The sequence below is a fragment of the Nereida sp. genome, assembly GCF_965655635.1.
In the GTDB taxonomy this organism is placed as follows: domain Bacteria; phylum Pseudomonadota; class Alphaproteobacteria; order Rhodobacterales; family Rhodobacteraceae; genus Nereida.
The window spans coordinates 24,583-45,146 of sequence record NZ_CBFHHE010000014.1; the positions used below are offsets into that span (position 1 = coordinate 24,583).

18 protein-coding genes and 3 pseudogenes are annotated in these 20,564 nt (G+C 53.1%); 5 read left to right on the forward strand and 16 right to left on the reverse strand.

The genetic code is table 11. The features are described 5' to 3' along the window. Window positions 1-26: 26 nt before the first annotated feature. A complete protein-coding gene (gene typA / locus ACTF5M_RS06430) occupies window positions 27-1,841 on the forward strand; it encodes a translational GTPase TypA (protein WP_438960231.1) in 1,815 nt (604 codons plus the stop codon). A gap of 86 nt (window positions 1,842-1,927) precedes the next feature. Here typA and ACTF5M_RS06435 read toward each other — a convergent pair whose 3' ends face one another. The 9 genes and pseudogenes from ACTF5M_RS06435 to guaB all read right to left on the reverse strand — a co-directional run bounded on the left by ACTF5M_RS06435 (window position 1,928) and on the right by guaB (window position 11,416). Continuing rightward, on the reverse strand, window positions 1,928-2,212 hold the full coding sequence (locus ACTF5M_RS06435) for a DUF1330 domain-containing protein (RefSeq protein WP_438960232.1): 285 nt from the start codon (window positions 2,210-2,212) through the stop codon (window positions 1,928-1,930). Then, window positions 2,209-4,863 carry an alanine--tRNA ligase gene (alaS, locus tag ACTF5M_RS06440; RefSeq protein ID WP_438960233.1) on the reverse strand — a complete coding sequence of 885 codons (2,655 nt, stop codon included), beginning with the start codon at window positions 4,861-4,863 and terminating at the stop codon, window positions 2,209-2,211. Before alaS ends, ACTF5M_RS06435 begins: the two co-directional genes overlap by 4 nt. Window positions 4,864-5,042: 179 nt before the next feature. Beyond that, on the reverse strand, window positions 5,043-6,125 hold the full coding sequence (gene recA / locus ACTF5M_RS06445) for a recombinase RecA (RefSeq protein ID WP_438960234.1): 1,083 nt from the start codon (window positions 6,123-6,125) through the stop codon (window positions 5,043-5,045). A 181-nt stretch (window positions 6,126-6,306) separates the two neighbouring features. Next, window positions 6,307-7,233 (reverse strand): ATP-binding protein, encoded by a 927-nt coding sequence (locus ACTF5M_RS06450; protein WP_438960248.1) that lies wholly within the window; start codon window positions 7,231-7,233, stop codon window positions 6,307-6,309. 66 nt (window positions 7,234-7,299) lie between these two features. Continuing rightward, a pseudogene (locus ACTF5M_RS06455) lies at window positions 7,300-7,443 on the reverse strand (histidine kinase dimerization/phospho-acceptor domain-containing protein); the annotation flags it as partial. 95 nt (window positions 7,444-7,538) lie between these two features. Then, window positions 7,539-8,333: pseudogene (locus tag ACTF5M_RS06460) on the reverse strand (PAS domain-containing protein); the annotation flags it as partial. Window positions 8,334-8,459: 126 nt separating this feature from the next. Next, window positions 8,460-8,627, reverse strand: a complete 168-nt coding sequence (locus ACTF5M_RS06465) for a hypothetical protein (RefSeq protein WP_438960235.1) — start codon at window positions 8,625-8,627, stop codon at window positions 8,460-8,462. 152 nt (window positions 8,628-8,779) lie between these two features. Then, window positions 8,780-9,916 carry an RsmB/NOP family class I SAM-dependent RNA methyltransferase gene (locus ACTF5M_RS06470; protein WP_438960236.1) on the reverse strand — a complete coding sequence of 379 codons (1,137 nt, stop codon included), beginning with the start codon at window positions 9,914-9,916 and terminating at the stop codon, window positions 8,780-8,782. A 51-nt stretch (window positions 9,917-9,967) separates the two neighbouring features. Further along, window positions 9,968-11,416 carry an IMP dehydrogenase gene (gene guaB, locus ACTF5M_RS06475; protein ID WP_438960237.1) on the reverse strand — a complete coding sequence of 483 codons (1,449 nt, stop codon included), beginning with the start codon at window positions 11,414-11,416 and terminating at the stop codon, window positions 9,968-9,970. A 170-nt stretch (window positions 11,417-11,586) separates the two neighbouring features. Between guaB and ACTF5M_RS06480 the strand changes: the two genes are divergently transcribed. The 4 genes from ACTF5M_RS06480 (at window position 11,587) to ACTF5M_RS06495 (ending at window position 13,663) form a co-directional block, all read left to right on the forward strand. Beyond that, on the forward strand, window positions 11,587-12,540 hold the full coding sequence (locus ACTF5M_RS06480; protein ID WP_438960238.1) for an ROK family protein: 954 nt from the start codon (window positions 11,587-11,589) through the stop codon (window positions 12,538-12,540). Between the two features lie 92 nt (window positions 12,541-12,632). Next, entirely contained in the window at window positions 12,633-12,947 is a 315-nt protein-coding gene (locus ACTF5M_RS06485) for a hypothetical protein (protein WP_438960239.1), read from the forward strand. Further along, a complete protein-coding gene (locus tag ACTF5M_RS06490; protein WP_438960240.1) occupies window positions 12,944-13,312 on the forward strand; it encodes a response regulator in 369 nt (122 codons plus the stop codon). The genes ACTF5M_RS06485 and ACTF5M_RS06490 overlap by 4 nt, the downstream gene beginning before the upstream one ends. Window positions 13,313-13,318: 6 nt before the next feature. Beyond that, window positions 13,319-13,663, forward strand: a complete 345-nt coding sequence (locus ACTF5M_RS06495) for an Hpt domain-containing protein (RefSeq protein WP_438960241.1) — start codon at window positions 13,319-13,321, stop codon at window positions 13,661-13,663. A gap of 242 nt (window positions 13,664-13,905) precedes the next feature. Here ACTF5M_RS06495 and modC read toward each other — a convergent pair whose 3' ends face one another. From modC to ACTF5M_RS06530, 7 genes and pseudogenes are all read right to left on the reverse strand, one after another. Continuing rightward, window positions 13,906-14,985 (reverse strand): molybdenum ABC transporter ATP-binding protein, encoded by a 1,080-nt coding sequence (modC, locus tag ACTF5M_RS06500; RefSeq protein WP_438960242.1) that lies wholly within the window; start codon window positions 14,983-14,985, stop codon window positions 13,906-13,908. Beyond that, entirely contained in the window at window positions 14,985-15,671 is a 687-nt protein-coding gene (modB, locus tag ACTF5M_RS06505; RefSeq protein ID WP_438960249.1) for a molybdate ABC transporter permease subunit, read from the reverse strand. The genes modC and modB overlap by 1 nt, the downstream gene beginning before the upstream one ends. Further along, window positions 15,671-16,378: a molybdate ABC transporter substrate-binding protein gene (gene modA, locus ACTF5M_RS06510; protein ID WP_438960243.1), complete on the reverse strand. Its 708-nt coding sequence runs from the start codon at window positions 16,376-16,378 to the stop codon at window positions 15,671-15,673. Before modA ends, modB begins: the two co-directional genes overlap by 1 nt. 82 nt (window positions 16,379-16,460) lie before the next feature. Then, complete coding sequence (gene glpK / locus ACTF5M_RS06515) at window positions 16,461-17,945, reverse strand: glycerol kinase GlpK (protein WP_438960244.1); 1,485 nt, start codon at window positions 17,943-17,945, stop codon at window positions 16,461-16,463. A 71-nt stretch (window positions 17,946-18,016) separates the two neighbouring features. Then, complete coding sequence (gene glpD / locus ACTF5M_RS06520) at window positions 18,017-19,585, reverse strand: glycerol-3-phosphate dehydrogenase (RefSeq protein ID WP_438960245.1); 1,569 nt, start codon at window positions 19,583-19,585, stop codon at window positions 18,017-18,019. 46 nt (window positions 19,586-19,631) lie between these two features. Further along, the gene (locus ACTF5M_RS06525; protein WP_438960246.1) at window positions 19,632-20,354 is read right to left on the reverse strand and encodes an RlmE family RNA methyltransferase; all 723 of its coding nucleotides are present in this window, start codon (window positions 20,352-20,354) and stop codon (window positions 19,632-19,634) included. Beyond that, window positions 20,347-20,564, reverse strand: a pseudogene (locus tag ACTF5M_RS06530) (Ppx/GppA family phosphatase); the annotation flags it as partial. The pseudogene ACTF5M_RS06530 and the gene ACTF5M_RS06525, both read right to left, overlap by 8 nt.

The window sequence follows — 20,564 nt, forward strand, 5'->3', positions numbered from 1 at the left end:
CGTCCCTCTATATAGGCAAAAACCCAATGGATATGCGCAATATTGCGATCATCGCCCACGTTGACCACGGCAAAACGACCCTTGTTGACGAACTTCTCAAACAGTCCGGTGCTTTTCGCGAGAACCAAGCAGTGGCCGAACGCGCCATGGATAGCAACGATCTGGAGCGTGAGCGCGGCATTACGATTCTCGCCAAAGCGACATCTGTTGAATGGAACGGTTTGCGCATCAACATCGTTGACACCCCCGGTCACGCCGACTTCGGCGCCGAGGTTGAGCGGATCTTGTCGATGGTTGACGGTGTTGTGCTGCTTGTGGACGCCGCAGAGGGTCCGATGCCTCAGACAAAATTTGTAACCTCGAAAGCACTGGCGCTTGGGCTCAAGCCAATTGTGGTTCTGAACAAAGTTGATAAGCCTGATGCGGAACCTGACCGCGCACTTGACGAGGTCTTTGATCTTTTCGCCTCGCTTGACGCAACGGACGAGCAACTTGATTTCCCATCGCTGTACGCCTCTGGCCGTAACGGGTGGTGTGACGACAGCCTTGAGGGCGACCGTGAGAACCTTAATGCGCTGTTTAAGCTTGTCGTTGATCACGTCCCTGCCCCCAAGCAGATCCAAAAGCGTGAAGAACCTTTCCGCATGCTGGCGACCACTCTTGGTGCCGATCCGTTCATTGGCCGCATTTTGACCGGCCGCGTTGAGGCCGGCACGTTGCGTACTGGTGAAACCGTAAAAGCGTTGTCTCGCGATGGTACTAAAGTTGAGCAGTTCCGCGTCACCAAAATTCTGGCGTTCCGTGGTCTTGCCCAATCTCCGATCGATGTAGCAGAGGCCGGTGATATCGTAAGCCTTGCGGGTATGACCAAAGCGACCGTGGCTGATACCATCTGTGATCTGTCTGTTGAGGACGCGATCCCCGCGCAACCGATTGACCCGCCCACTATCACAGTCACTTTCGGCATCAACGACAGCCCTCTTGCAGGTCGTGACGGCAAAAAAGTCCAATCACGTGTTATTCGTGAACGCCTGATGAAAGAAGCTGAAACCAACGTAGCGATCCGTGTCACTGACACCGCCGGTGGTGACGCCTTTGAGGTTGCGGGCCGCGGTGAATTGCAGATGGGTGTTCTGATTGAGAACATGCGCCGCGAAGGTTTCGAGCTTTCAATCTCGCGCCCACAGGTTCTGTTCCGCGAAGAAGACGGCCAGCGTCTTGAGCCAATTGAAGAAGTCACGATCGACGTGGATGACGAATATTCCGGCGCAGTTATTGAGAAAATCACTGGTGCGCGTAAAGGCGAGATGACCGAGATGAAGCAACAAGGCGGCAAGACCCGCATTATTGCGACCATCCCGTCACGGGGCCTGATTGGTTATCACGGTGAATTTCTGACCGACACACGCGGGACAGGCGTTTTGAACCGCGTTTTCCACGGATGGGCCCCCCACAAAGGGTCCATCCCTGGCCGCCGTGCTGGCGTTCTGATTTCAATGGAAAACGGTGTGTCTGTTGCTTACGCGATCTTCAACCTTGAAGACCGTGGTCGTTTCTTCATCGGAAGCCAAGAGGACGTATACCAAGGCATGATCATTGGCGAGCATAGCCGTGAAAATGATCTTGAGGTGAACCCGCTTAAGGGCAAAAAACTGACAAACGTCCGCGCCTCCGGCACAGATGAAGCAGTTCGTTTGACCACTCCAATCCGTTTGTCCCTTGAAGAAGCAATTGCCTATATCGACGATGATGAGTTGGTTGAGGTGACACCAAACGTCGTGCGCCTGCGCAAGCGCCACCTTGACCCGCATGAGCGTAAACGCGCGTCACGTTCAGCGTAATCTATCCTTAGACTATGCCCGAAATAGAAACGGCGGCCCAACCAATGGGCCGCCGTTTTACGTTGTTGTCTTAACTTTCTAAGCGTTTAGATTTCTTCAACAATCACCAGTTCACGCTCACTCGCCAGCCGCGCATGGACCAATGCCTGCTGATAAGTGGCTGAATTATAGCATTTTTCGGCAATCTCCAGGCTGTCAAACCGGACCACGACATTGCGTGGCCGCTCTACACCTTCTTTTTGAACATACGTGCCGCCGCGGGCCAAAAATACTCCGCCGTGCTCGGCGATCGCTTGGGTCGCAAGCTTGGCATATTTCGCGTATTCCACGTCATCGGTGACAGTAACGTGACTGATCCAAAGTGCGCTCATCGTTCAAGAACCTTTCGTGCTGCTGTCATCGCGGCATCAGCACCGCTAATGTCTTTTGCCCCGCCTTGCGCCATGTCCGGACGGCCACCGCCACCTTTTCCACCCATTTCGGCGACAGCCGCCTTTACCAAATCGACCGCAGATACAGTGCCCGTTTTATCGTCCGTCACACCGGCAGCGACGGCAACTTTTCCGCCCGCATCCGCAATTAACAACACAGCGCCTGAGCCCATCTGCGACTTCATTTCGTCAATAATGCCAGGCAGGTCTTTGCCCGTTACGCCTTGCAAAACTTGCGCCTGAAACGCGGTGCCGTTTACCTCTTCGACTGCTGGTGCTGCTGCAGCACCGCCGCTCATGGCCAGCTCGCGACGCAGTTGTGCCACTTCGTTTTGAAGCGCTTTTCGTTCGTCCATCAGCGACTTTACCCGCTCAGCAACATCCGCAGGCTGCGCCTTCAGTGATGTCGCTACTTGCGCCAATCGCTGATCTTGCGCGCTTAGGTATTCAAAGGCGGCAGCACCGGTCAGCGCCTCAATACGGCGCACACCCGCACTCGACGCGCTATCACCAAGCGCAACAAACAACCCGATATCACCCGTCTTACGCACATGCGTGCCACCGCATAGTTCAAGCGAATAGGTCTTACCGTCAGCACCTTTGCCGGTGTCCGCACGGCCCATTGACACAACGCGAACTTCATCACCGTACTTCTCACCGAAAAGTGCCTGTGCACCCATGTCACGCGCATCATCAGGGGTCATCACACGTGTCTCAACGGCTGTATTCTGTCGAATGTAGCTGTTCACTTCCGCTTCAACTCGCTGCAGATCTTCAAGACTGATCGCTGCGTTATGGCTGAAGTCAAAACGCAACCTATCTGGTGCGTTCAATGAGCCGCGCTGCGCCACATGTTCACCCAAAGTGCCGCGCAGAGCTTCGTGCAACAAGTGTGTCGCAGAGTGGTTCGCACGGATCTGTCCGCGCCGCGTTGGATCAACAACAAGTTCCAAACCGGCACCAACACTTAACTCACCTGATTGGATGCTACAGAAATGAATGAATACATCCGCCTGCTTTTGCGTGTCAGTCACCGTGGCTGAGTTGCCATCAAAACTGATCTGGCCCGTGTCGCCAACCTGACCACCGCTTTCCGCATAAAACGGGGTCTGGTTCAGTAGGATCTGAACCTCCTCACCGGCTTTTGCCGTCTGGACCTGAGCACCATCTTTGATGATCGCAATGATCTGACCTTCTGCATTTTCGGTGTCGTAGCCCAAGAAGTCAGTAGCACCATGGGCATCCGCGATATCGAACCAAACTTGCGCATCAGCGGCCTCGCCGGTACCAGACCACGCCGCGCGCGCTTTGGCTTTTTGCTCGGCCATAGCGGCATCAAAGCCATCTGTATCTACGCCACGGTCTTTTTCGCGAAGCGCATCTTGGGTCAGATCAAGCGGGAAACCGAACGTATCGTACAACTTGAATGCCGTGGCACCAGGCAAATCGGCACCATCTGGCAGCGAGATCAACTCCTCATCAAGCAGCTTCAACCCGCGATCAAGCGTTTGGCGGAAACGCGTTTCTTCAGCACGCAAAGTTTCCTCTATCAAAGCCTGTGCTTGGCCCAATTCAGGATAGGCCGCTCCCATTTGGCCAACAAGTGCCGGCACCAAACGGTGCATCAGCGGGTCAGCCGCACCCAAAAGATGGGCGTGACGCATCGCGCGGCGCATGATCCGTCGCAAAACATACCCGCGACCATCTTTTGACGGCGTCACACCGTCCGCAATCAAAAAGGCCGTTGAACGCAGGTGATCAGCGATCACGCGGTGGTGGGTTTTTCCCGGACCATCAGGATCCGACGACGTCGCATTTGCGCTAGCCTCAATGAGGTTGCGCATAAGGTCGGTGCCATAGTTATCATTTGTGCCTTGCAACAACGCCGCAACGCGTTCGATCCCCATGCCAGTATCAATTGACTGGTTCGGCAGATCAACGCGGGTGCCGTCTTCGCGCTGCTCATATTGCATGAAAACAAGGTTCCAGATTTCAACGAACCGATCACCATCTTCCTCAGGAGAGCCGGGAGGTCCGCCCCAGATGTGATCGCCGTGATCGTAAAAAATCTCAGAACACGGACCGCATGGACCAGTCGGCCCCATCATCCAAAAGTTATCATCTGTCGCGATGCGAATGATCCGTTCATCAGGCAGGCCAGCCACACGTTTCCAGATATCTGCGGCCTCATCATCAGTGTGGTAGACGGTGACATAGAGGCGGTTCTTATCAATCCCGAGCTCTTTTGTGATCAACTCCCAAGCAAATTTGATCGCGTCTGCTTTGAAGTAATCGCCAAAACTGAAATTGCCGAGCATCTCAAAAAACGTATGGTGGCGTGCGGTGTAGCCCACGTTATCAAGGTCGTTATGCTTACCGCCTGCGCGTACACATTTTTGCGCTGTAGTCGCACGTTGATAATCACGGGTTTCCACACCGGTGAATAAATTCTTGAACTGCACCATCCCAGAGTTAGCAAACAACAACGTCGGATCGTTGCGCGGCACAAGGGGGCTGCTGTCCACAACCGCGTGCCCTTGCTTTTCAAAGTAGGTCAGAAAGGTCGAACGAATGTCATTCAGCGTACGCATCAGGAGGCCCTTGGGGTTATCGGTGGCAAGTCAATTCACTCTGATTTATCCCTGCAGGCCCAAGGTGTCCATGGCCATTGCACCAGCACCTAAACCACTCTCATAAAGGAAAAAGGGCCAGTGCTTACGTACCGGCCCCTTCTAAATGATCAATACAACAGACTAACGTACATTGCATATTATTCGTCTAGGACATCATCGCCGTCATCTTTGATTTGTTCTTCTTTTGGCATCTCGAAATCCAACCCGTGCGCTGCGCGGATTTTATCTTCGATTTCCCAAGCAACTTTTGGGTTTTCACGCAAGAAGTTTTTGGAATTCTCACGACCCTGCCCCATGCGTTCATCGCCGTAGCTGAACCACGCACCAGATTTCTCGACAACACCTGCTTTCACACCCAAATCGAGCAGTTCGCCCATTTTTGAGATTCCTTCACCATACATGATGTCAAACTCAACTTGTTTGAACGGCGGCGCGACTTTGTTTTTCACAACCTTAACACGGGTCTGATTACCCACAATTTCATCGCGGTCTTTGATAGCACCAATGCGGCGGATATCGAGGCGAACAGAACTGTAGAATTTGAGAGCGTTACCACCGGTAGTGGTTTCTGGGCTACCAAACATCACGCCGATCTTCATACGGATCTGGTTAATAAAGATCACCATACAATTGCTGCGCGCAATCGAACCAGTCAACTTACGCATCGCTTGGGACATCAAGCGGGCGTGCACACCCACGCTGCTGTCACCCATATCGCCCTCAAGCTCGGACTTTGGGGTCAGTGCCGCAACAGAGTCGACAACAACAAGGTTAACGGCGCCAGAACGAACAAGTGTATCAGTAATTTCGAGTGCTTGCTCGCCTGTGTCGGGTTGTGAAATCAGCAACTCATCAAGGTTAACACCCAGCTTTTTGGCATACAGCGGGTCAAGTGCGTGTTCCGCGTCAACAAACGCACAAACGCCGCCCTTTTTCTGTTCCTCAGCAACACAGTGAAGCGTCAGCGTGGTCTTACCAGAACTTTCGGGACCGTAGATTTCAACGATACGGCCTTTTGGCAAACCACCAATACCCAAAGCAATGTCAAGGCCGAGTGAACCAGTTGAAGTCGCCTCAATCTGCTGGATGGCATTCTCACCACCCAATTTCATGATCGAGCCTTTGCCGAATTGGCGTTCAATCTGCGACAGCGCGCTATCGAGCGCTTTTTGTTTATCAGAAGCTTTTTTGTCCATCGTGAGTAGATCTGCCTGTGCCATGAATTTCTTCCCTTATTTCACAGCGCAACACCCTGAGCAATCACTCACATGTTCACGCCTTGTTCTGCTGTTCTCGTTATGAGATCAAAAAGAGAACATTTCAACATAAATCGTAGTTTTCTCATAGCGCGGTTGGGTAAACGCAGCTTGAGCACCCATAAAAACATGAAGATCAGCGTATTTACGCCGGCTCGTCGTGTAGTTGTGCTTTGACGGTAATGGTTAATTCAGACAGCGAAAACGGCTTAGGCAAGAACACCGCATTGGGAATCGCTTGCTCGCCCTCTTTGAAAGCGTCTTCAGCGTAGCCCAACACAAATACAACGCGCGTATCCGGACGGCCCTTAGGCGCTTGGCGGACCCACGTTGGCCCATCAAGGCCAGGCATCACAACGTCCGTGAGGAACATATCGATCTTGGTATCCATGGTCTCAAGCTTTTCGAGCGCCATCTCGGCGCAGTCCGCCTCAATCACGGTGAAACCTTTCATTTTTAGCGCCCGAGACGCAAAGGCGCGAACGGGGGCTTCGTCCTCTACAAGCATGATCACGCCTGTGTCTTGAACGACTTGTTCGACAAGCTTTGCGGCCGGCGGCAGCGGTGTAGCAACCGTGGCGCCATCAAACATCGGGAACAAAAACGTGAACGACGCCCCGTGCCCCACAACACTTTCCGCAAAAATGAAGCCACACGTTTGCTTGACGATGCCGTAGGCCGTCGACAAGCCAAGCCCTGTCCCCTCGCCAGTTTTCTTGGTCGTGAAGAACGGCTCAAAGATTTTGCTTAACTGCTCAGGCGGAATACCGATGCCTTCGTCACAAACGGTGACTTTGGCATAATCACCGATTGGCACAGCAGCACTATCACGTTCCAGCACTTCTGTGACCGTGTAAGCCTCGGTATCAATGGTGATTTTACCACCATCGGCCATGGCATCCCAGGCGTTAACGACCAAGTTCATTAAGACCTGCTCAAGTTGGCGCTTGTCCGCAGGGACAGGTCCGAGCGAGGGATCGTGGGTCAGTTCAAGATGCACTTTTTCGCCTACAAGCCGGTCCAACAGATGGGTCAGCTCGGAAAGCGTGGTGCGCAGGTCAACCACTTCCATTTTAAGGTTCTGTTTACGTGAGAACGCCAGCAATTGACGCACGAGCGAGGCCGCGCGGTTGGCGTTTTGGTGAATTTGAAGGAGGCCGGGATATTCCTCATCATCTTGATCGTGGCGCAACAGCAAAAGATCGCAATGCCCAGAAATGGCCGTGAGCAAGTTGTTGAAATCATGCGCAACGCCGCCTGCAAGTTGGCCAATCGCCTGCATTTTTGGCTTTGTACGAATTGCGCCTGGAGGGTCTTAAGCTCGGTCGCGTCATTGATATGAGCCACAACAGAATTGCTGTTCATCCCGTCCAGCTGGCACAGCGTAATCTCAAGGTATCTATCCTGATCCGTATTTAACACGCGCAATACTTCAGGTTTGCTCAATTTGTGACCAGCAGCAGCTTGGGCCACCCAATGGCTCACATCGCGGCCAAGCCCGCCCACAAGGGCCGCGATTGGCTTGCCTGTCACCTCATCTTCCTTCAGCGCCAAACAGGCGGCTGCGTTCGCACTTTGCACAATGCCGTCAGACCCGATTGTCACAACTGCCATCGGCAAACTGTTTAGAACCGCGAGGGGTTCGGGGCCGCTTAGATTAGTTGGCTGGACAGTGGTCACTGGGAAAAAGAAAATTTCGCGACGCCCATCAGGTCCCGCCACGTCACACACCCGAACGCTGGCGTGCCCCTGTTCTGTAGCGACACGGTGAATTCGGTCAGAGGCCAGCGGCATATCGCGAATGATATCGCCCAGCCGTTTCGGGCGTCCGCCTAGAAATTTGCGACAGGCGTCATTCATAAACAAAACCGTATCGGTTTTGGACACAGTCATCATGGGAAGTGCGATGCTGTCATCCTGACCGACACCGCCAGTTGGACGCATTTGCTCAAGCCGCCACACAAAACCACAGCCCTCAACGTGCAGAACGCTAAGTCGCATTTGCCCCTGTCGGGTAATCAGATCCTCTTGACCGGTGCCCTGTTTGGTTGTTTGCGTATGAAGGCGGTTCACCACACCCGCTGGGTTAGCAAACAAGGGACGGATGACAGCTGCCATCGTCAGATCTTTACCAATCGCATCAGCCGTGGCCGTTGGATCAGTGCGCGCCATTGCGTTACGAAACAGAACTTCGCCTTCTGGATCGACAATAAACGTTCTGACCGGATCAGCTTCACAGACTTCACGTAATAACTCTAAGCGTTCAGAATGCGCACCGCGCCGTGAACCAAGAACCGATCACATCAACGCGGCACAGCTCAGCAGGACGCCAACGCCCATTACGGTCTCGTCTAGACGAATCTCCGCAAGCGCAAACAGACCGATTAGCCCAACCCCAAGCACCAAAAGCCCAAGTTGAAGCCCCGCATCGCGCAAAAGCCTGTGTGTCGCTCGTGCAAATCGCATCCAAGTGCTCCCCATCTAACCAACGCACATATGCACGTTACTGGACAATAAACACTTAATGCGGGTTATTTTATGATTAGCACGACCTTAAAGTGCATTCGTTACAGAAAAGTTGATTAACGAAGCCCTAAACACCCGACATGCTAACCACTCTAGGGTTGCTCAAAAATCGCACAAAAGAAGCCGTCGCCGTCCTGATCCATCGCAAAACGTTCTTGGCGCACACATGTCCACTTTGGCAGCGACGCCTCAACAAACGAAACTTGATCTTCGTTTTCATCACGCAGCAACGAACAAGTCATGTAAACAAACTGCTTTAGTGCGTGGCCTTGGGCCTGTCGGATAATGTCGCGCTGAAGTTCGACCAGATCCGCCAGGTCCTGCTCAGCAAAGCGCCATTTCGCATCAGGTGTACGACGCCACGTCCCGCTGCCTGAACACGGCGCATCAACGACAACAGTATCAAATTGCTGGGTAATTTCGGTAACTTGAGGGATTGTGACACCTGCCCGCTCTGCACGTGGGCCGATATCTTTCATGCGCTTCGGGTCAGCATCATGGGCGGTCACTGTGTAGCCCATAGCAGCCAGTGCGAGTGATTTGCCGCCACCCCCCGCACAATAGTCCAACAGCGTCTCATCATCCGCAGCCCCAAGCATCAGGCATGCTTTTTGGCTGGACGCATCTTGTAGTTCAACTTCCCCAGACAAAAACGGCGCACTTCGGGCAACCTGTCGCGCCCCAGATTTGACCCGCAGCGCGGTTGCAGCCCCTGTGACCTGCGAAGTGGAAATAGATTCTTTATCAAGGGACTGCCCGGCACTCTTAATGTCGTTTTTCTGGGTGTTCACACGTAGAAAGACATCTGCCCGCTGTCGAAACTGCTCAGTGAGCTTTTGAAAATCACGCCCTGCAACCTCGCGCAACTTGGGCAATAGCCATTCAGGCAGATCAACTACATCCGCATCGGGGGCAAGACGTGCCAGTTCTGTATCATCAAGGGGCGCAGCCGCATAACCCTGACCAGAAAAGACTTCATCTAAATCAGCATTTTGCGCCAATAAATATCCCGCAACGATCGCACGCCCCGTCTGATCACCGCCCTTAGCTGCAAAAGATGCTTTGGAACGCAAGCAATCGAACACATGGTCGCGAACTGCCGCACGATCTTTAGAACCTGCGTAACGGTTGCCGCGTGCCCACTTCAAAAGTGCCGCTTCCGCGGGCTGTCCATCCAAAATTTGATCTAAGACATCAATTGCGGCGGCGTAGCGTGCTGCAGGGGTCATTGGTTGATCCTCATGTATTATATGAGCATCACCCCATACAGCATTGTTATATCAAGAAACTCTGTAGTTCGGGCTTTCACGTGTGATCTGAACATCATGCACGTGGCTCTCTTTAAGCCCTGCGCCGGTGATCTTCACAAACTCACACCCAGAACGCATCTGCGCGACTGTTGCGGACCCCGTGTAACCCATTGCAGCCCGCAGACCACCAACCAATTGGTGCACAACTGCGCCCGCAGACCCTTTGTAGGGAACCTGTCCCTCGATCCCTTCTGGGACCAGTTTGTCACTGGCCGCGTCCTTTTGGAAATACCTGTCGGCTGAGCCGCGCGCCATGGCGCCAAGACTGCCCATACCGCGGTAGGACTTGAACGAACGGCCTTGATACAAAATGACCTCGCCAGGACTTTCGTCTGTCCCCGCGATCATGCTGCCGACCATCGCACAGGACGCGCCAGCGGCAATTGCTTTGGCAAAATCACCTGAAAACTTGATACCACCGTCTGCGATGATCGGGATGTCACCTGCTGCAGCCACACAATCCATGATCGCTGTCAGTTGCGGGACCCCAACGCCGGCGACCATGCGGGTGGTACAGATAGAACCAGGACCAATACCAACTTTCACAGCATCCGCGCCTGCATCGATCAATGCGCGCGTTGCTGCACCAGTCGCCACGTTACCCGCGACAATCTGCACATGCCCTGCGATTGCCTTGGCGCGGCGCACAGCTTCGGCCACGCCGCTTGAGTGACCGTGGGCCGTATCAATCACGACCATATCAACGCCCGCGTCAATCAACGCCTCGGTCCGCTCAAAACCTGCGTCACCTACCGTTGAAGCGGCAGCAACACGCAAACGGCCCAACTCATCTTTGGTAGCTTGGGGGTTAATAACAGCCTGCTCGCTATCTTTCAGGGTCAAAAGACCCGTCAGCTTGCCAGCACCATCAACGACCAACAGCTTTTCAATCCGCCGCGAGCGCATCAGGCTGCGCGCTTCTTCCAAATCGGCTGGCTCTTGCAGCATCGCCAAATTATCTGACGTCATCATTACAGAGACTGGCGTGTTATCATCCTTTGCAAAACGCATATCGCGGTTTGTGACGATACCAACAACACGGTCATCACCGTCCGTTACAGGAAAGCCAGTGACGCGGTAACGCTCCATCAACGCCTTTGCATCCGCGAGGGTTTGGTCCGAAGTCAGGGTGATCGGGTTATACACAATACCACTTTCAAAGCGCTTTACTCGGCGCACATCCCGGGCTTGCTCTTCGATGGTTAAGTTACGGTGAATTACGCCCATGCCGCCCGCCTGCGCCATCGCAATGGCCATACGGCCTTCCGTGACGGTGTCCATCGCAGAGCTGAGCAGCGGAATATTGAGCGAAATCGATTTCGTTACAAAAGTCGACGTGTCGGCCGTGGACGGCAACACATCAGAGGCCGCAGGGGCCAACAGAACATCATCAAAGGTGAGTGCCTCGCGAATTTCCATAATTGATCCCCCTAAGGTGCAGCTTGGAATGCTTCGTTTGACAATGCCCTTTCCCACAGATGCACAGATTTGGCCAGAGAAAATTGCGTTACAGGAGGGCTTTCAACTGCTTGCCCAACACGCCCGACGAAGGTACGGAATGCCAAGCATGTTTAAAGAGGCCTTTTGGGATGACAAAATCGAAGTCTGGCATCGATCTGGTTGTGGATATTGGTGGTACAAACACCCGCTGTGGCTTGGCCCGTGACGGTGTTTTGGACGTGTCTACGAACGCGCGCTTTTTGAATGCGGGCCGCGATGGACTTGCTGGCATTTTAACCGAGTACTTGTGTGCCCATAAAGATCACGACATTGACGGCATTTGCGTAGCGTTGGCAGGCCCCATTAAGAACGGCAGCGGCACGCTGACAAATCTGTCGTGGATCATCCGCCCGCAAGATTTGATTGATCAGACGAACGCAAAAGAAGCGCACATTATCAACGATCTACAGGCCCAAGGGTACGGGTTGGCAGGATTGGAACCTGAGGCGTTAGCCCCTGTCATTGATGCCCCAACGGCGCCAAACGGAAGTACGAAACTGGTACTGAATGTAGGTACGGGATTTAATTGCGCGAGCGTTATTACTCTGCGCAACGGTGTGCATGTGGCAGCCGCAGAAAGTGGTCATATCGGTTTGCCTGTACGCGACGCTCAGGATCTTGATCTTTCAAACCACGTAAAAAGCGCACATGGATTTGCGGCCGTGGAAGATGTTCTCTCCGGTCGCGGCCTTGAACGTGTTTACACGTGGCGCTCAGGCAGCATTGAGAAAACAGCGGCCGATCTAATGAATGACGCAGAGAACGGTGATGCAATTGCACTAAAGACTGTGGAAAGTTTCATTCGGATATTGGGCGCGGTGGCGGGCGATCTCACTTTGATCCACCTGCCCTATGGTGGCGTTTATTTCGTAGGCGGCGTGGCACGCGCCATGAAGCCGTATTTTGAGCGTATGGGTTTTAGCGAAAACTTCCGTGATAAAGGGCGCTTTGCTACGTTTATGGATGATTTCTCCGTACAGATCGTAGAAGATGATAACGCAGCCATGATCGGCTGCGCGCAATTCCTCAAAAATTCGCGCTAAATTTTAGAAATCAAAGCGACGCCGGAAATCTTTTCTTAACAGAGCACCCGCTACTCCTCAGCCTTAACACGGCACAAAACAGGAGTGATTGCGTGAATACTGGAACAGATTTGGGCGCCCTTGATGGCTCCCAGGCCCCGTCCGCCACTCTGACGTTACCTGCCAAGTTGGATTTAGCGGCTTATGAAGGTGTTTTGCAGGGCCTCACGACCGCCGCCCCGAATATCGTAATTGATGCAAGCGCCGTGGAAAGCGTGGAAACACTGCGCCTCCAGGCCTTGATGGCCGCACATCAGTCTCACCCTGATACTTTTTCAATCACAGCAAGCAGCGATGCATTCGCCGCCCAAACAGCGTTTCTAGGGGCACCCTTTGCACAGATTAGCCCGCAAGGAGGCGCACTATGAGTCTTTCTATTTTGGCCGTCGATGACAGCAAAACCATGCGCGACATGATCGCGCGCACTTTGAATGCTGCAGGTATGACAACAACGCTGGCCGAAGACGGTGTGCACGGGGTTGAAACCCTTGAGGCAATGGACCCGCCAGACGCAATTATCTCAGATATCAACATGCCACGCCTCGATGGTTTTGGTTTCATCGAAGCGGTCCGCGCCCGCGAAGCTTTCAAAGGCACGCCAATTTTGGTTCTGACAACCGAAAGCGGTGCAGACCTTAAGGCGCGCGCCCGAAGTGCCGGTGCATCGGGCTGGATTGTGAAGCAGTTCGATCCAGACAAACTCGTGCGCGCACTCAAAATGGTTGCGGGGTAAAAGCAGATGACTGACCAACTTGACCCGCTTGCTGAAATTAAGGCCTCATTCTTTATTGAATGTGATGAGCTGCTCGAAGCGCTCCAAGACGGCCTTGAAACAATGGACAGCCCCGAGCGTTCCGCAGAGACCATCAACGTGGTTTTCCGCGCCGTTCACTCGATCAAAGGGGGTGCGGGTGCATTCGGGCTCAATGATTTGGTCAATTTTGCACATTGTTATGAAAGTGTGCTTGATAATGAGCGCTCTGGTCTTCTTGAGCCTGATACCGACATTATGCGCACGTTTTTTTCAAGCGGGCGATATTTTGCAAGACCTCGCGTGTGTCGTTATATGAAAAAAACGAAGTAATCGTAAGTGAAACGGCGGCCAGCAGCACCATGGAATTTGGCAGCCAATTTGAGATATTGATCTTTTTCAAGCCCATGCGGAAACCCTTTTTTGCTCAAATATATGGCCCCAAGATACAGGGACCTTTGTGCAAGCGTTGAACTTCAGACGTGAAAAAAGGCTTAAAGGGGCGCCATCAAATGCGGCGCCCAAGGCCTTAAATAAATAAAATTTGAGGAACTATAAGTCTACAAACGCGGCTGCTACGAAATTTGCGGGTCAGTCAAAGACAGAGACTTCACGACCAGCCAACACGTCGCGCCCGCGTCAAGTGCGAGAGCTTGCAACGACCGGTTTGTCACAAAAGCTAGAACGTGATCACTGCCACATTTTAGGTCAACCACGACGCCGCGCGCGCCTGCGGGCGTAATACTGACGATTGATGCATGCCAAATGTTAAGCGCGCTCAGCCCAATAGGTTTCTCCCGCGAAATCATTACGTCTTTTGCAAGAACTCTTACACGCACATCTGCGCCGATTTCAGTCTCAATTTGGGTCAACATCGCGGACCCTGCGGAAGTAGCAATCTCCGTGATGCCATCCGGATGATGCGCAACGACGTGACCATTGATAACAGCACCGGTTTGAGACGGGCCAAAGAACTGTGACAATTCAGGATTGGCTAAGACATCAGCCAGTGGTCCCTGCTCCGCTACGCGGCCTCCATCAATCAAGGCAACATCATCAGCAAGTCGGGCAACATCATTTAAATCGTGACTTATCAGGATCATCGGCAAAGAAAGCTCGCGTTTAAGGCGCAGCAGGTACGGAATAATTTCTTCCCTCCTTGCTTGATCAATTGCGGCAAGTGGTTCGTCCAAAAGTAGTGCGCGAGGCTGGGACAAGATTGCCCTGCCAATGGCAACGCGCTGCGCCTCACCACCGGATAAAGTTGCGGGGCGTTGTGGCAAGACGCGTTCAAGCCCCAATAGATCAATCACCTCTTCAAACGCGCTGTTAAGTTTTTTTGCGCGACCAAACTGTTCAGCATAGCGAAGATTTCCAGTGACGGTCATATGGGGAAACAAACGCGCGTCTTGGTAGATTACCCCAAGCCGTCTGCGGTGCGTTGGAACACAAATTGACTGGGTTGTATCGAGTAGTGTTTCACCTGCCACTTTCAAGACAGCGGACTGTGGTGCAAAGCTCCCCTCAAGCGCTTTAATCAGCGATGTTTTACCAGCGCCAGACGGACCAAAAAGTGCCAGAACGCGGGCATCCGAGCGGACATGCACATCAAGACTGGCCGCGTTGAATTGATGTCTCAACCGCAGATCAAACATCACACGCCACGCTTTCTCATCCAGCGTCCTAGCAGCTCACTGGCCGCGAGTGCGACGACAGATAATAGAACTGAAATCCCTACCAACCACATGACCACAGGCTCACCATTCGGGACTTGTAAGAAGTTGTAGATTGCCGATGGGATGGTTTGAGTTTGACCTGGAATGCTTGCAACAAATGTTATTGTGGCACCAAATTCACCAAGTGCCTTGGCAAACCCAAGTATCGCCCCCGCCAATATGCCAGGTGCGATCAGCGGTAATGTAATTGTAAGAAAACATATCATTTTTGAAGCCCCAAGGCTTGCTGCCGCCGGCTCTAGGCCTTTGTCAGATGCGTCAAGCGCTTGCTGGATTGCCCGGACCATAAGGGGAAACCCCATGATCGCCGCGGCCAGCACTGCCCCGGTCCAGCGAAAGGCGAAAACAACGCCCAAGTCAGCGAGGAGTGAACCGACGTAACCGTTTGAGCCAAACATCAAAAGTAGCGCATAGCCTGTCACAACCGGCGGCAACACAAGCGGAAGGTAGACAACAACAGTCAACAAGCCCCTGCCCCAAAAGACGACACGCGTCAGTAGATATGCCACAAGAACGGCCACCGGCAACGCACAAACGGTCGCAACGGTCGCTACTTTTAAAGACAGCCAAACGGCTTGCCAAACCTGCGGCGAGACCTCGGCCATCATGGCGATTCAAATCCCATCTCTAACAGAATTTTCTGCGTGGCGGGCCGCTGAAGAAATTCCACAAACCCACTACCAGCTTGTGTCAAAGCCAAGGCTGGATACTCAATAGAATCGTGCAAATTTTTATCAAATAAAGCGACTTGATAAACACCCTCGGTGATACTTAATGCATCCGTTAAGTAAACGATCCCAAGAGGCACTTCGCCCCGTCTGACGAAATTTAGCACGCCCTGAACACTAGATGCTTCAACGAGCTTATCTTGAGTTGCAGCCCACACATTAAGCCGTTCAAGCGCTTGCCGCGCATAGATTCCGGCGGGCACTGCTTGGGTTAACCCTATCGCTAATCGACCACCCCCAAGCGCCGCGTTCCACTGCTGCCCGTCGTCCAACGCTAATGAACCAAGCTGCGTCGCGCTTACCAAAACCAAACGGTTCTTTGCGATTACTGCTCTTGCCTGCACGACGAGGCTTTCGTCGCTTTGAAGCGCATCGGCCCAAGCAATATTGGCGGACACAAAAACATCGGCCTGTGCCCCCTGCTGAATTTGCCGAACGTTCGTGGCCGTCCCAGCAAACGAGACAGAGACACGTCCGCCCGTTTCGGCCTCATATAGCGGGACGAGTTTATCAAAAACGGGCTTGAGGCTTGATGCGGCAAATACTGTAATCTGTTCAGCTCGCAGCGATGTCGCAACGCTCATGAAAACACATACTGCTATGCAAAAGGCTCTGATCATTGGCGTACAGTAGTGTTCAACAACTAGCAGGCCAAGTATAAACGACTTAGCTCAATGTCCGGCGAACGGCGTCTTTCCATCCCGCATATTTTTGCGATCTATCATTTTTAGTCATTTTTGGCTCAAACCGACGGTCAAGCGCCCAATTTTCAGCAAATCCCGCTTGGTTGGGGTAAATACCAGCCTGCATTCCCGCCAGCCAAGCCGCACCAAGTGCAGTGGTTTCCAAAACCTCGGGCCGGTCAACTTGCGCCCCAATGATGTCCGCCAAAAACTGCATGGTCCAGTCCGAGGCACTCATCCCGCCATCAACCCGCAATACTGCCGCATCTGCACCACCGGTCCAATCTGCAGTCATGGCCTCGAGCAGATCGCGCGTCTGATAGCCCACACTTTCAAGGGCAGCACGCGCAAATTCAGCCGGTCCCGAACCACGGGTCAAACCGAAAATCGCGCCACGACAATCCGCATCCCAATACGGCGCCCCAAGTCCCGTGAACGCAGGCACAAGATATAGCGGCTGCGTTTCATCAGCAGCCTCCGCCAAAGCTTGGGTTTCACTTGCCTCACGTATCATTTTGGCACCGTCACGCATCCACTGAACAACGGCACCAGCAATAAATATAGACCCTTCCAGGGCGTATGTCGGCGTTCCGTTAAGCTGATATGCGATCGTACTCAGAAGTCGGTTTTCACTGCGGACAAGTGTCTCGCCTGTGTTCAAAAGAGCAAAACAGCCAGTGCCATACGTCGACTTAAGCATACCGGGTTTAAAACAGGCTTGTCCGATTGTGGCCGCTTGTTGATCGCCGGCAACCCCCAGAATTGGAAGGGGTTTTCCAAACAGATCGGCACGCGTGTCTCCGAAATGCCCCGCACTATCCTGAACGATGGGCAGCATTTCCATGGGGATATCAAGCAGCGAACAAATGTCCGCATCCCACTGTCCGTTACGAATATCGTAAAGCATGGTGCGAGCAGCATTTGTGGCGTCTGTTACATGGGACGCACCGCCTGTGAGCTTCCAGATGATAAAGCTGTCAACAGTGCCAAACAGCAACTTACCGTTTTTGGCCGCCTCACGCGCACCCTCATTTTCGTCCAATATCCATTTCAGTTTCGTAGCGCTAAAATAGGGATCAAGCAGCAATCCCGTCCGCTCAGTAATGAGTGCTTCATGCCCATCGGCCTTCAGAGCCTGACAAAGCGCAGATGTCCGACGGTCCTGCCAAACAATTGCGTTTCCAAGCGGCTGGCCTGTCTCTTTATCCCACACTACTGTTGTTTCGCGCTGATTTGTAATTCCAATCGCCACGATATTATCCGCAAATATATCGGCCTTTTCCATGACCGAACGGCAAACCGCAGCAGTACTGGACCACAGGTCCATGGGGTCATGTTCAACCCAGCCAGAGTGAGGGAAATGCTGAGGGAATTCTTCTTGAGCTGTGGCTTGGCGCTGCATATTTTCGTCAAACAAGATGGCACGACTTGATGTGGTACCCTGATCAATTGCCATGATATGTAGCATGCTACGCTCTCCCGTTTATCCGTCTTTTCGACGCTAATGAGACACCTGCCCGCCCCATAAAAACAAATTAGTTACAGCTGGTTATCAGTGAACCACGTATCAATTGCGGACACTTGTTCAGCACTTAATCGCAGACCCAGCTTTGTGCGCCGCCACACGGCATCCTCAGCACATGTTGCAAACTCAGCGTCTCGCATCCAGCGCAATTCAGCCTCTGTCAACGTTGCCCCAAAATCAGTGCCTAGATCATCAATCGTTTTGGCATCACCCAAAACATCGCGCGCTTCGGTTCCGTAGGCGCGGATCATTCGCAGCGCCCAACGATCATCCAAAAACGGATACGCAGTCTGCAAATCCGTCACCAAATTTTGCACGCCGTGTACAGGGAAGTCCCCCCCAGGCATCGGCACACCTGCGGTCCAATCGCCACTCATCTTAGGGAAAATATCTGTCAGCTTGGCCAAAGCGTGTTTGGCCAGTTTCCGGTAGGTCGTAATTTTCCCACCAAAAATATTCAAAACAGGGGCAGCCGTTTCGTCAAGACTGAGGACATAATCACGGGTCGCGGCCGTGGCACTTGTTGCGCCATCATCATAAAGCGGCCGAACGCCGGCATATGTCCACACGACGTCTTCTTTGGTGATGTCTTGCTTAATGTAACCGTTCACGAAATTGATCAGATACTCGCGTTCTTCATCGCTGATCTGCGGACGAGTGTCCGCACTATCGTGATCTGCATCTGTTGTGCCGATCAAAGTGAAGTAAGTTTCATAAGGGATGGCAAAGATAATGCGGCCGTCTTCGCCTTGGAAAAAGTAGCACTTATCGTGGTCAAACAGCCGCTTAGTGACAATATGCGAGCCACGGACAAGGCGCACACCCTCGGTCGTGTTTTGCCGAATTGTCCCGCGGATGATGTCCTCAACCCAAGGACCGCCAGCGTTCACAAGGCATTTGGCGTGATACACCTGTCCACCCTCAACGGTTACTTTCCAATGATCGTCAAAACGATCCGCAGAAACGACTTTGGTGCGCGGCATAATGTTGGCGCCGCGTGCTTGGGCATCACGGGCATTCAGGATCACGAGACGACTGTCCTCAATCCAGCAATCACTGTACTCAAACGCTTTGGCAAAGCGGTCATCAAGGGGCGCACCCACAGGATCGGTCTTAAGATCAACAGTTTTTGTAGCAGGCAAAAGTTTTCGTCCACCCATGTTATCATAAAGAAATAGACCGACGCGGATCAGCCAAGAGGGTCTTCTCCCTTTCATCCATGGCATCACAAAACTGAGCAGCTTTGACGTGGGGGTATTGCCTTCAAACCGCATGTCACGATGAAACGGCAGCACAAAACGCATGGGCCACGAGATATGCGGCATCGCACTTAGCAAGATTTCACGCTCGATCAGTGCTTCTTTTACCAAGCGGAATTCGAAGAACTCTAAATACCGCAGCCCGCCATGGAACAATTTAGTCGAAGAGGACGACGTGGCCCATCCAAGGTCATTCATCTCCGCAAGCGCCACGTTAAGCCCGCGCCCTTGGGCATCACGCGCAATACCGCACCCGTTCACGCCGCCGCCAATAATGAACAAATCGTAAAGTGTATCGTCCGCCAAGTTACCACTCCTACCCATTAAATGAGAGCGCTAACAAACTGTGCCGACGCCCGCAAGTCCGAGCCTAATGCGCACTGCCCCTGAAGCCCGTTGCCACAACAAATTTCTCTGAACTATCAGAACGGGAGGCAGGCGGTTTCACATTGTGGACCTTCGTGAATTGCTGCTTCAACAATTTCTGCAGATCACCCTCCGCACCACCGGCAAGCACTTTGGCGACAAATGTGCCCCCCTCATCAAGCACATCGAACGCAAAATAGGCTGCGGCTTCGCACAGCGCCATGATACGCAAGTGGTCCGTCTGTTTGTGACCAGAACTGGACGCCGCCATATCGGACATCACAACGTCTGCCTGCCCACCAAGCCAGCCTTTGACTTTGTCATCGGCACCGTCTTCGAGAAAATCCAGTACGTGCAATTCGCAGCCCGCGATCGGCTCGACTTGTTGCAAATCAATCCCAAGGATTGTGCCTTTGCGTTTGCCAGCGCGATCCCCCATGGCGTTAACCCGTTTGGTCGCGACCTGACACCACCCACCGGGCGCACAGCCCAGATCAACGACACGCGCCCCCGGTACCAAAAACCGGAACTTATCATCAAGTTCCAGTATTTTATATGCCGCGCGTCCACGATATCCATCCGCCTGGGCGCGCTTCACGTAAGGATCGTTGAGTTGGCGTTGCAGCCAAAGCGTCGACGACATCCGCCGCCCGCGTGCTGATTTGACTTTTACTTTCAGGTCCCGCTGTCCGCGTCCTGACGTGTTTTCACCGGGTTTTTTAACCATAAGTCACGTCCTCCAGAACGCCATCTTGAGACATCTGTGCATAAAGCAGCCCTTCGCGCAAACCACGGTCCGCAACAGACAACCGGTCCGTTGGCCACGAGCGCAACAAGGCCTGCAAAATCGCCGAGCCTGACATGATCAGCGCGTGCCGATCAAGGCCAATGCGTGGGTCATTGCGGCGGCCCTCTGGCCCCATTGAAAGGTAGTCTC

What these genes read in the sequence shown, in the direction of transcription:
- modB (WP_438960249.1), bottom strand. Translation starts at nt 15,671, where the DNA reads ATGGCCGAGGTCTCGCCGCAGGTTTGGCAAGCCGTTTGGCTGTCTTTA.
- ACTF5M_RS06470 (WP_438960236.1), bottom strand. Translation starts at nt 9,916, where the DNA reads ATGACCCCTGCAGCACGCTACGCCGCCGCAATTGATGTCTTAGATCAA.
- typA (WP_438960231.1), top strand. Translation starts at nt 27, where the DNA reads ATGGATATGCGCAATATTGCGATCATCGCCCACGTTGACCACGGCAAA.
- modA (WP_438960243.1), bottom strand. Translation starts at nt 16,378, where the DNA reads ATGAGCGTTGCGACATCGCTGCGAGCTGAACAGATTACAGTATTTGCC.
- modC (WP_438960242.1), bottom strand. Translation starts at nt 14,985, where the DNA reads ATGTTTGATCTGCGGTTGAGACATCAATTCAACGCGGCCAGTCTTGAT.
- guaB (WP_438960237.1), bottom strand. Translation starts at nt 11,416, where the DNA reads ATGGAAATTCGCGAGGCACTCACCTTTGATGATGTTCTGTTGGCCCCT.
- ACTF5M_RS06465 (WP_438960235.1), bottom strand. Translation starts at nt 8,627, where the DNA reads ATGCGATTTGCACGAGCGACACACAGGCTTTTGCGCGATGCGGGGCTT.
- ACTF5M_RS06450 (WP_438960248.1), bottom strand. Translation starts at nt 7,233, where the DNA reads ATGGAAGTGGTTGACCTGCGCACCACGCTTTCCGAGCTGACCCATCTG.
- ACTF5M_RS06480 (WP_438960238.1), top strand. Translation starts at nt 11,587, where the DNA reads ATGACAAAATCGAAGTCTGGCATCGATCTGGTTGTGGATATTGGTGGT.
- ACTF5M_RS06525 (WP_438960246.1), bottom strand. Translation starts at nt 20,354, where the DNA reads ATGGTTAAAAAACCCGGTGAAAACACGTCAGGACGCGGACAGCGGGAC.
- alaS (WP_438960233.1), bottom strand. Translation starts at nt 4,863, where the DNA reads ATGCGTACGCTGAATGACATTCGTTCGACCTTTCTGACCTACTTTGAA.
- ACTF5M_RS06435 (WP_438960232.1), bottom strand. Translation starts at nt 2,212, where the DNA reads ATGAGCGCACTTTGGATCAGTCACGTTACTGTCACCGATGACGTGGAA.
- ACTF5M_RS06490 (WP_438960240.1), top strand. Translation starts at nt 12,944, where the DNA reads ATGAGTCTTTCTATTTTGGCCGTCGATGACAGCAAAACCATGCGCGAC.
- glpD (WP_438960245.1), bottom strand. Translation starts at nt 19,585, where the DNA reads ATGGGTAGGAGTGGTAACTTGGCGGACGATACACTTTACGATTTGTTC.
- recA (WP_438960234.1), bottom strand. Translation starts at nt 6,125, where the DNA reads ATGGCACAGGCAGATCTACTCACGATGGACAAAAAAGCTTCTGATAAA.
- ACTF5M_RS06495 (WP_438960241.1), top strand. Translation starts at nt 13,319, where the DNA reads ATGACTGACCAACTTGACCCGCTTGCTGAAATTAAGGCCTCATTCTTT.
- glpK (WP_438960244.1), bottom strand. Translation starts at nt 17,945, where the DNA reads ATGCTACATATCATGGCAATTGATCAGGGTACCACATCAAGTCGTGCC.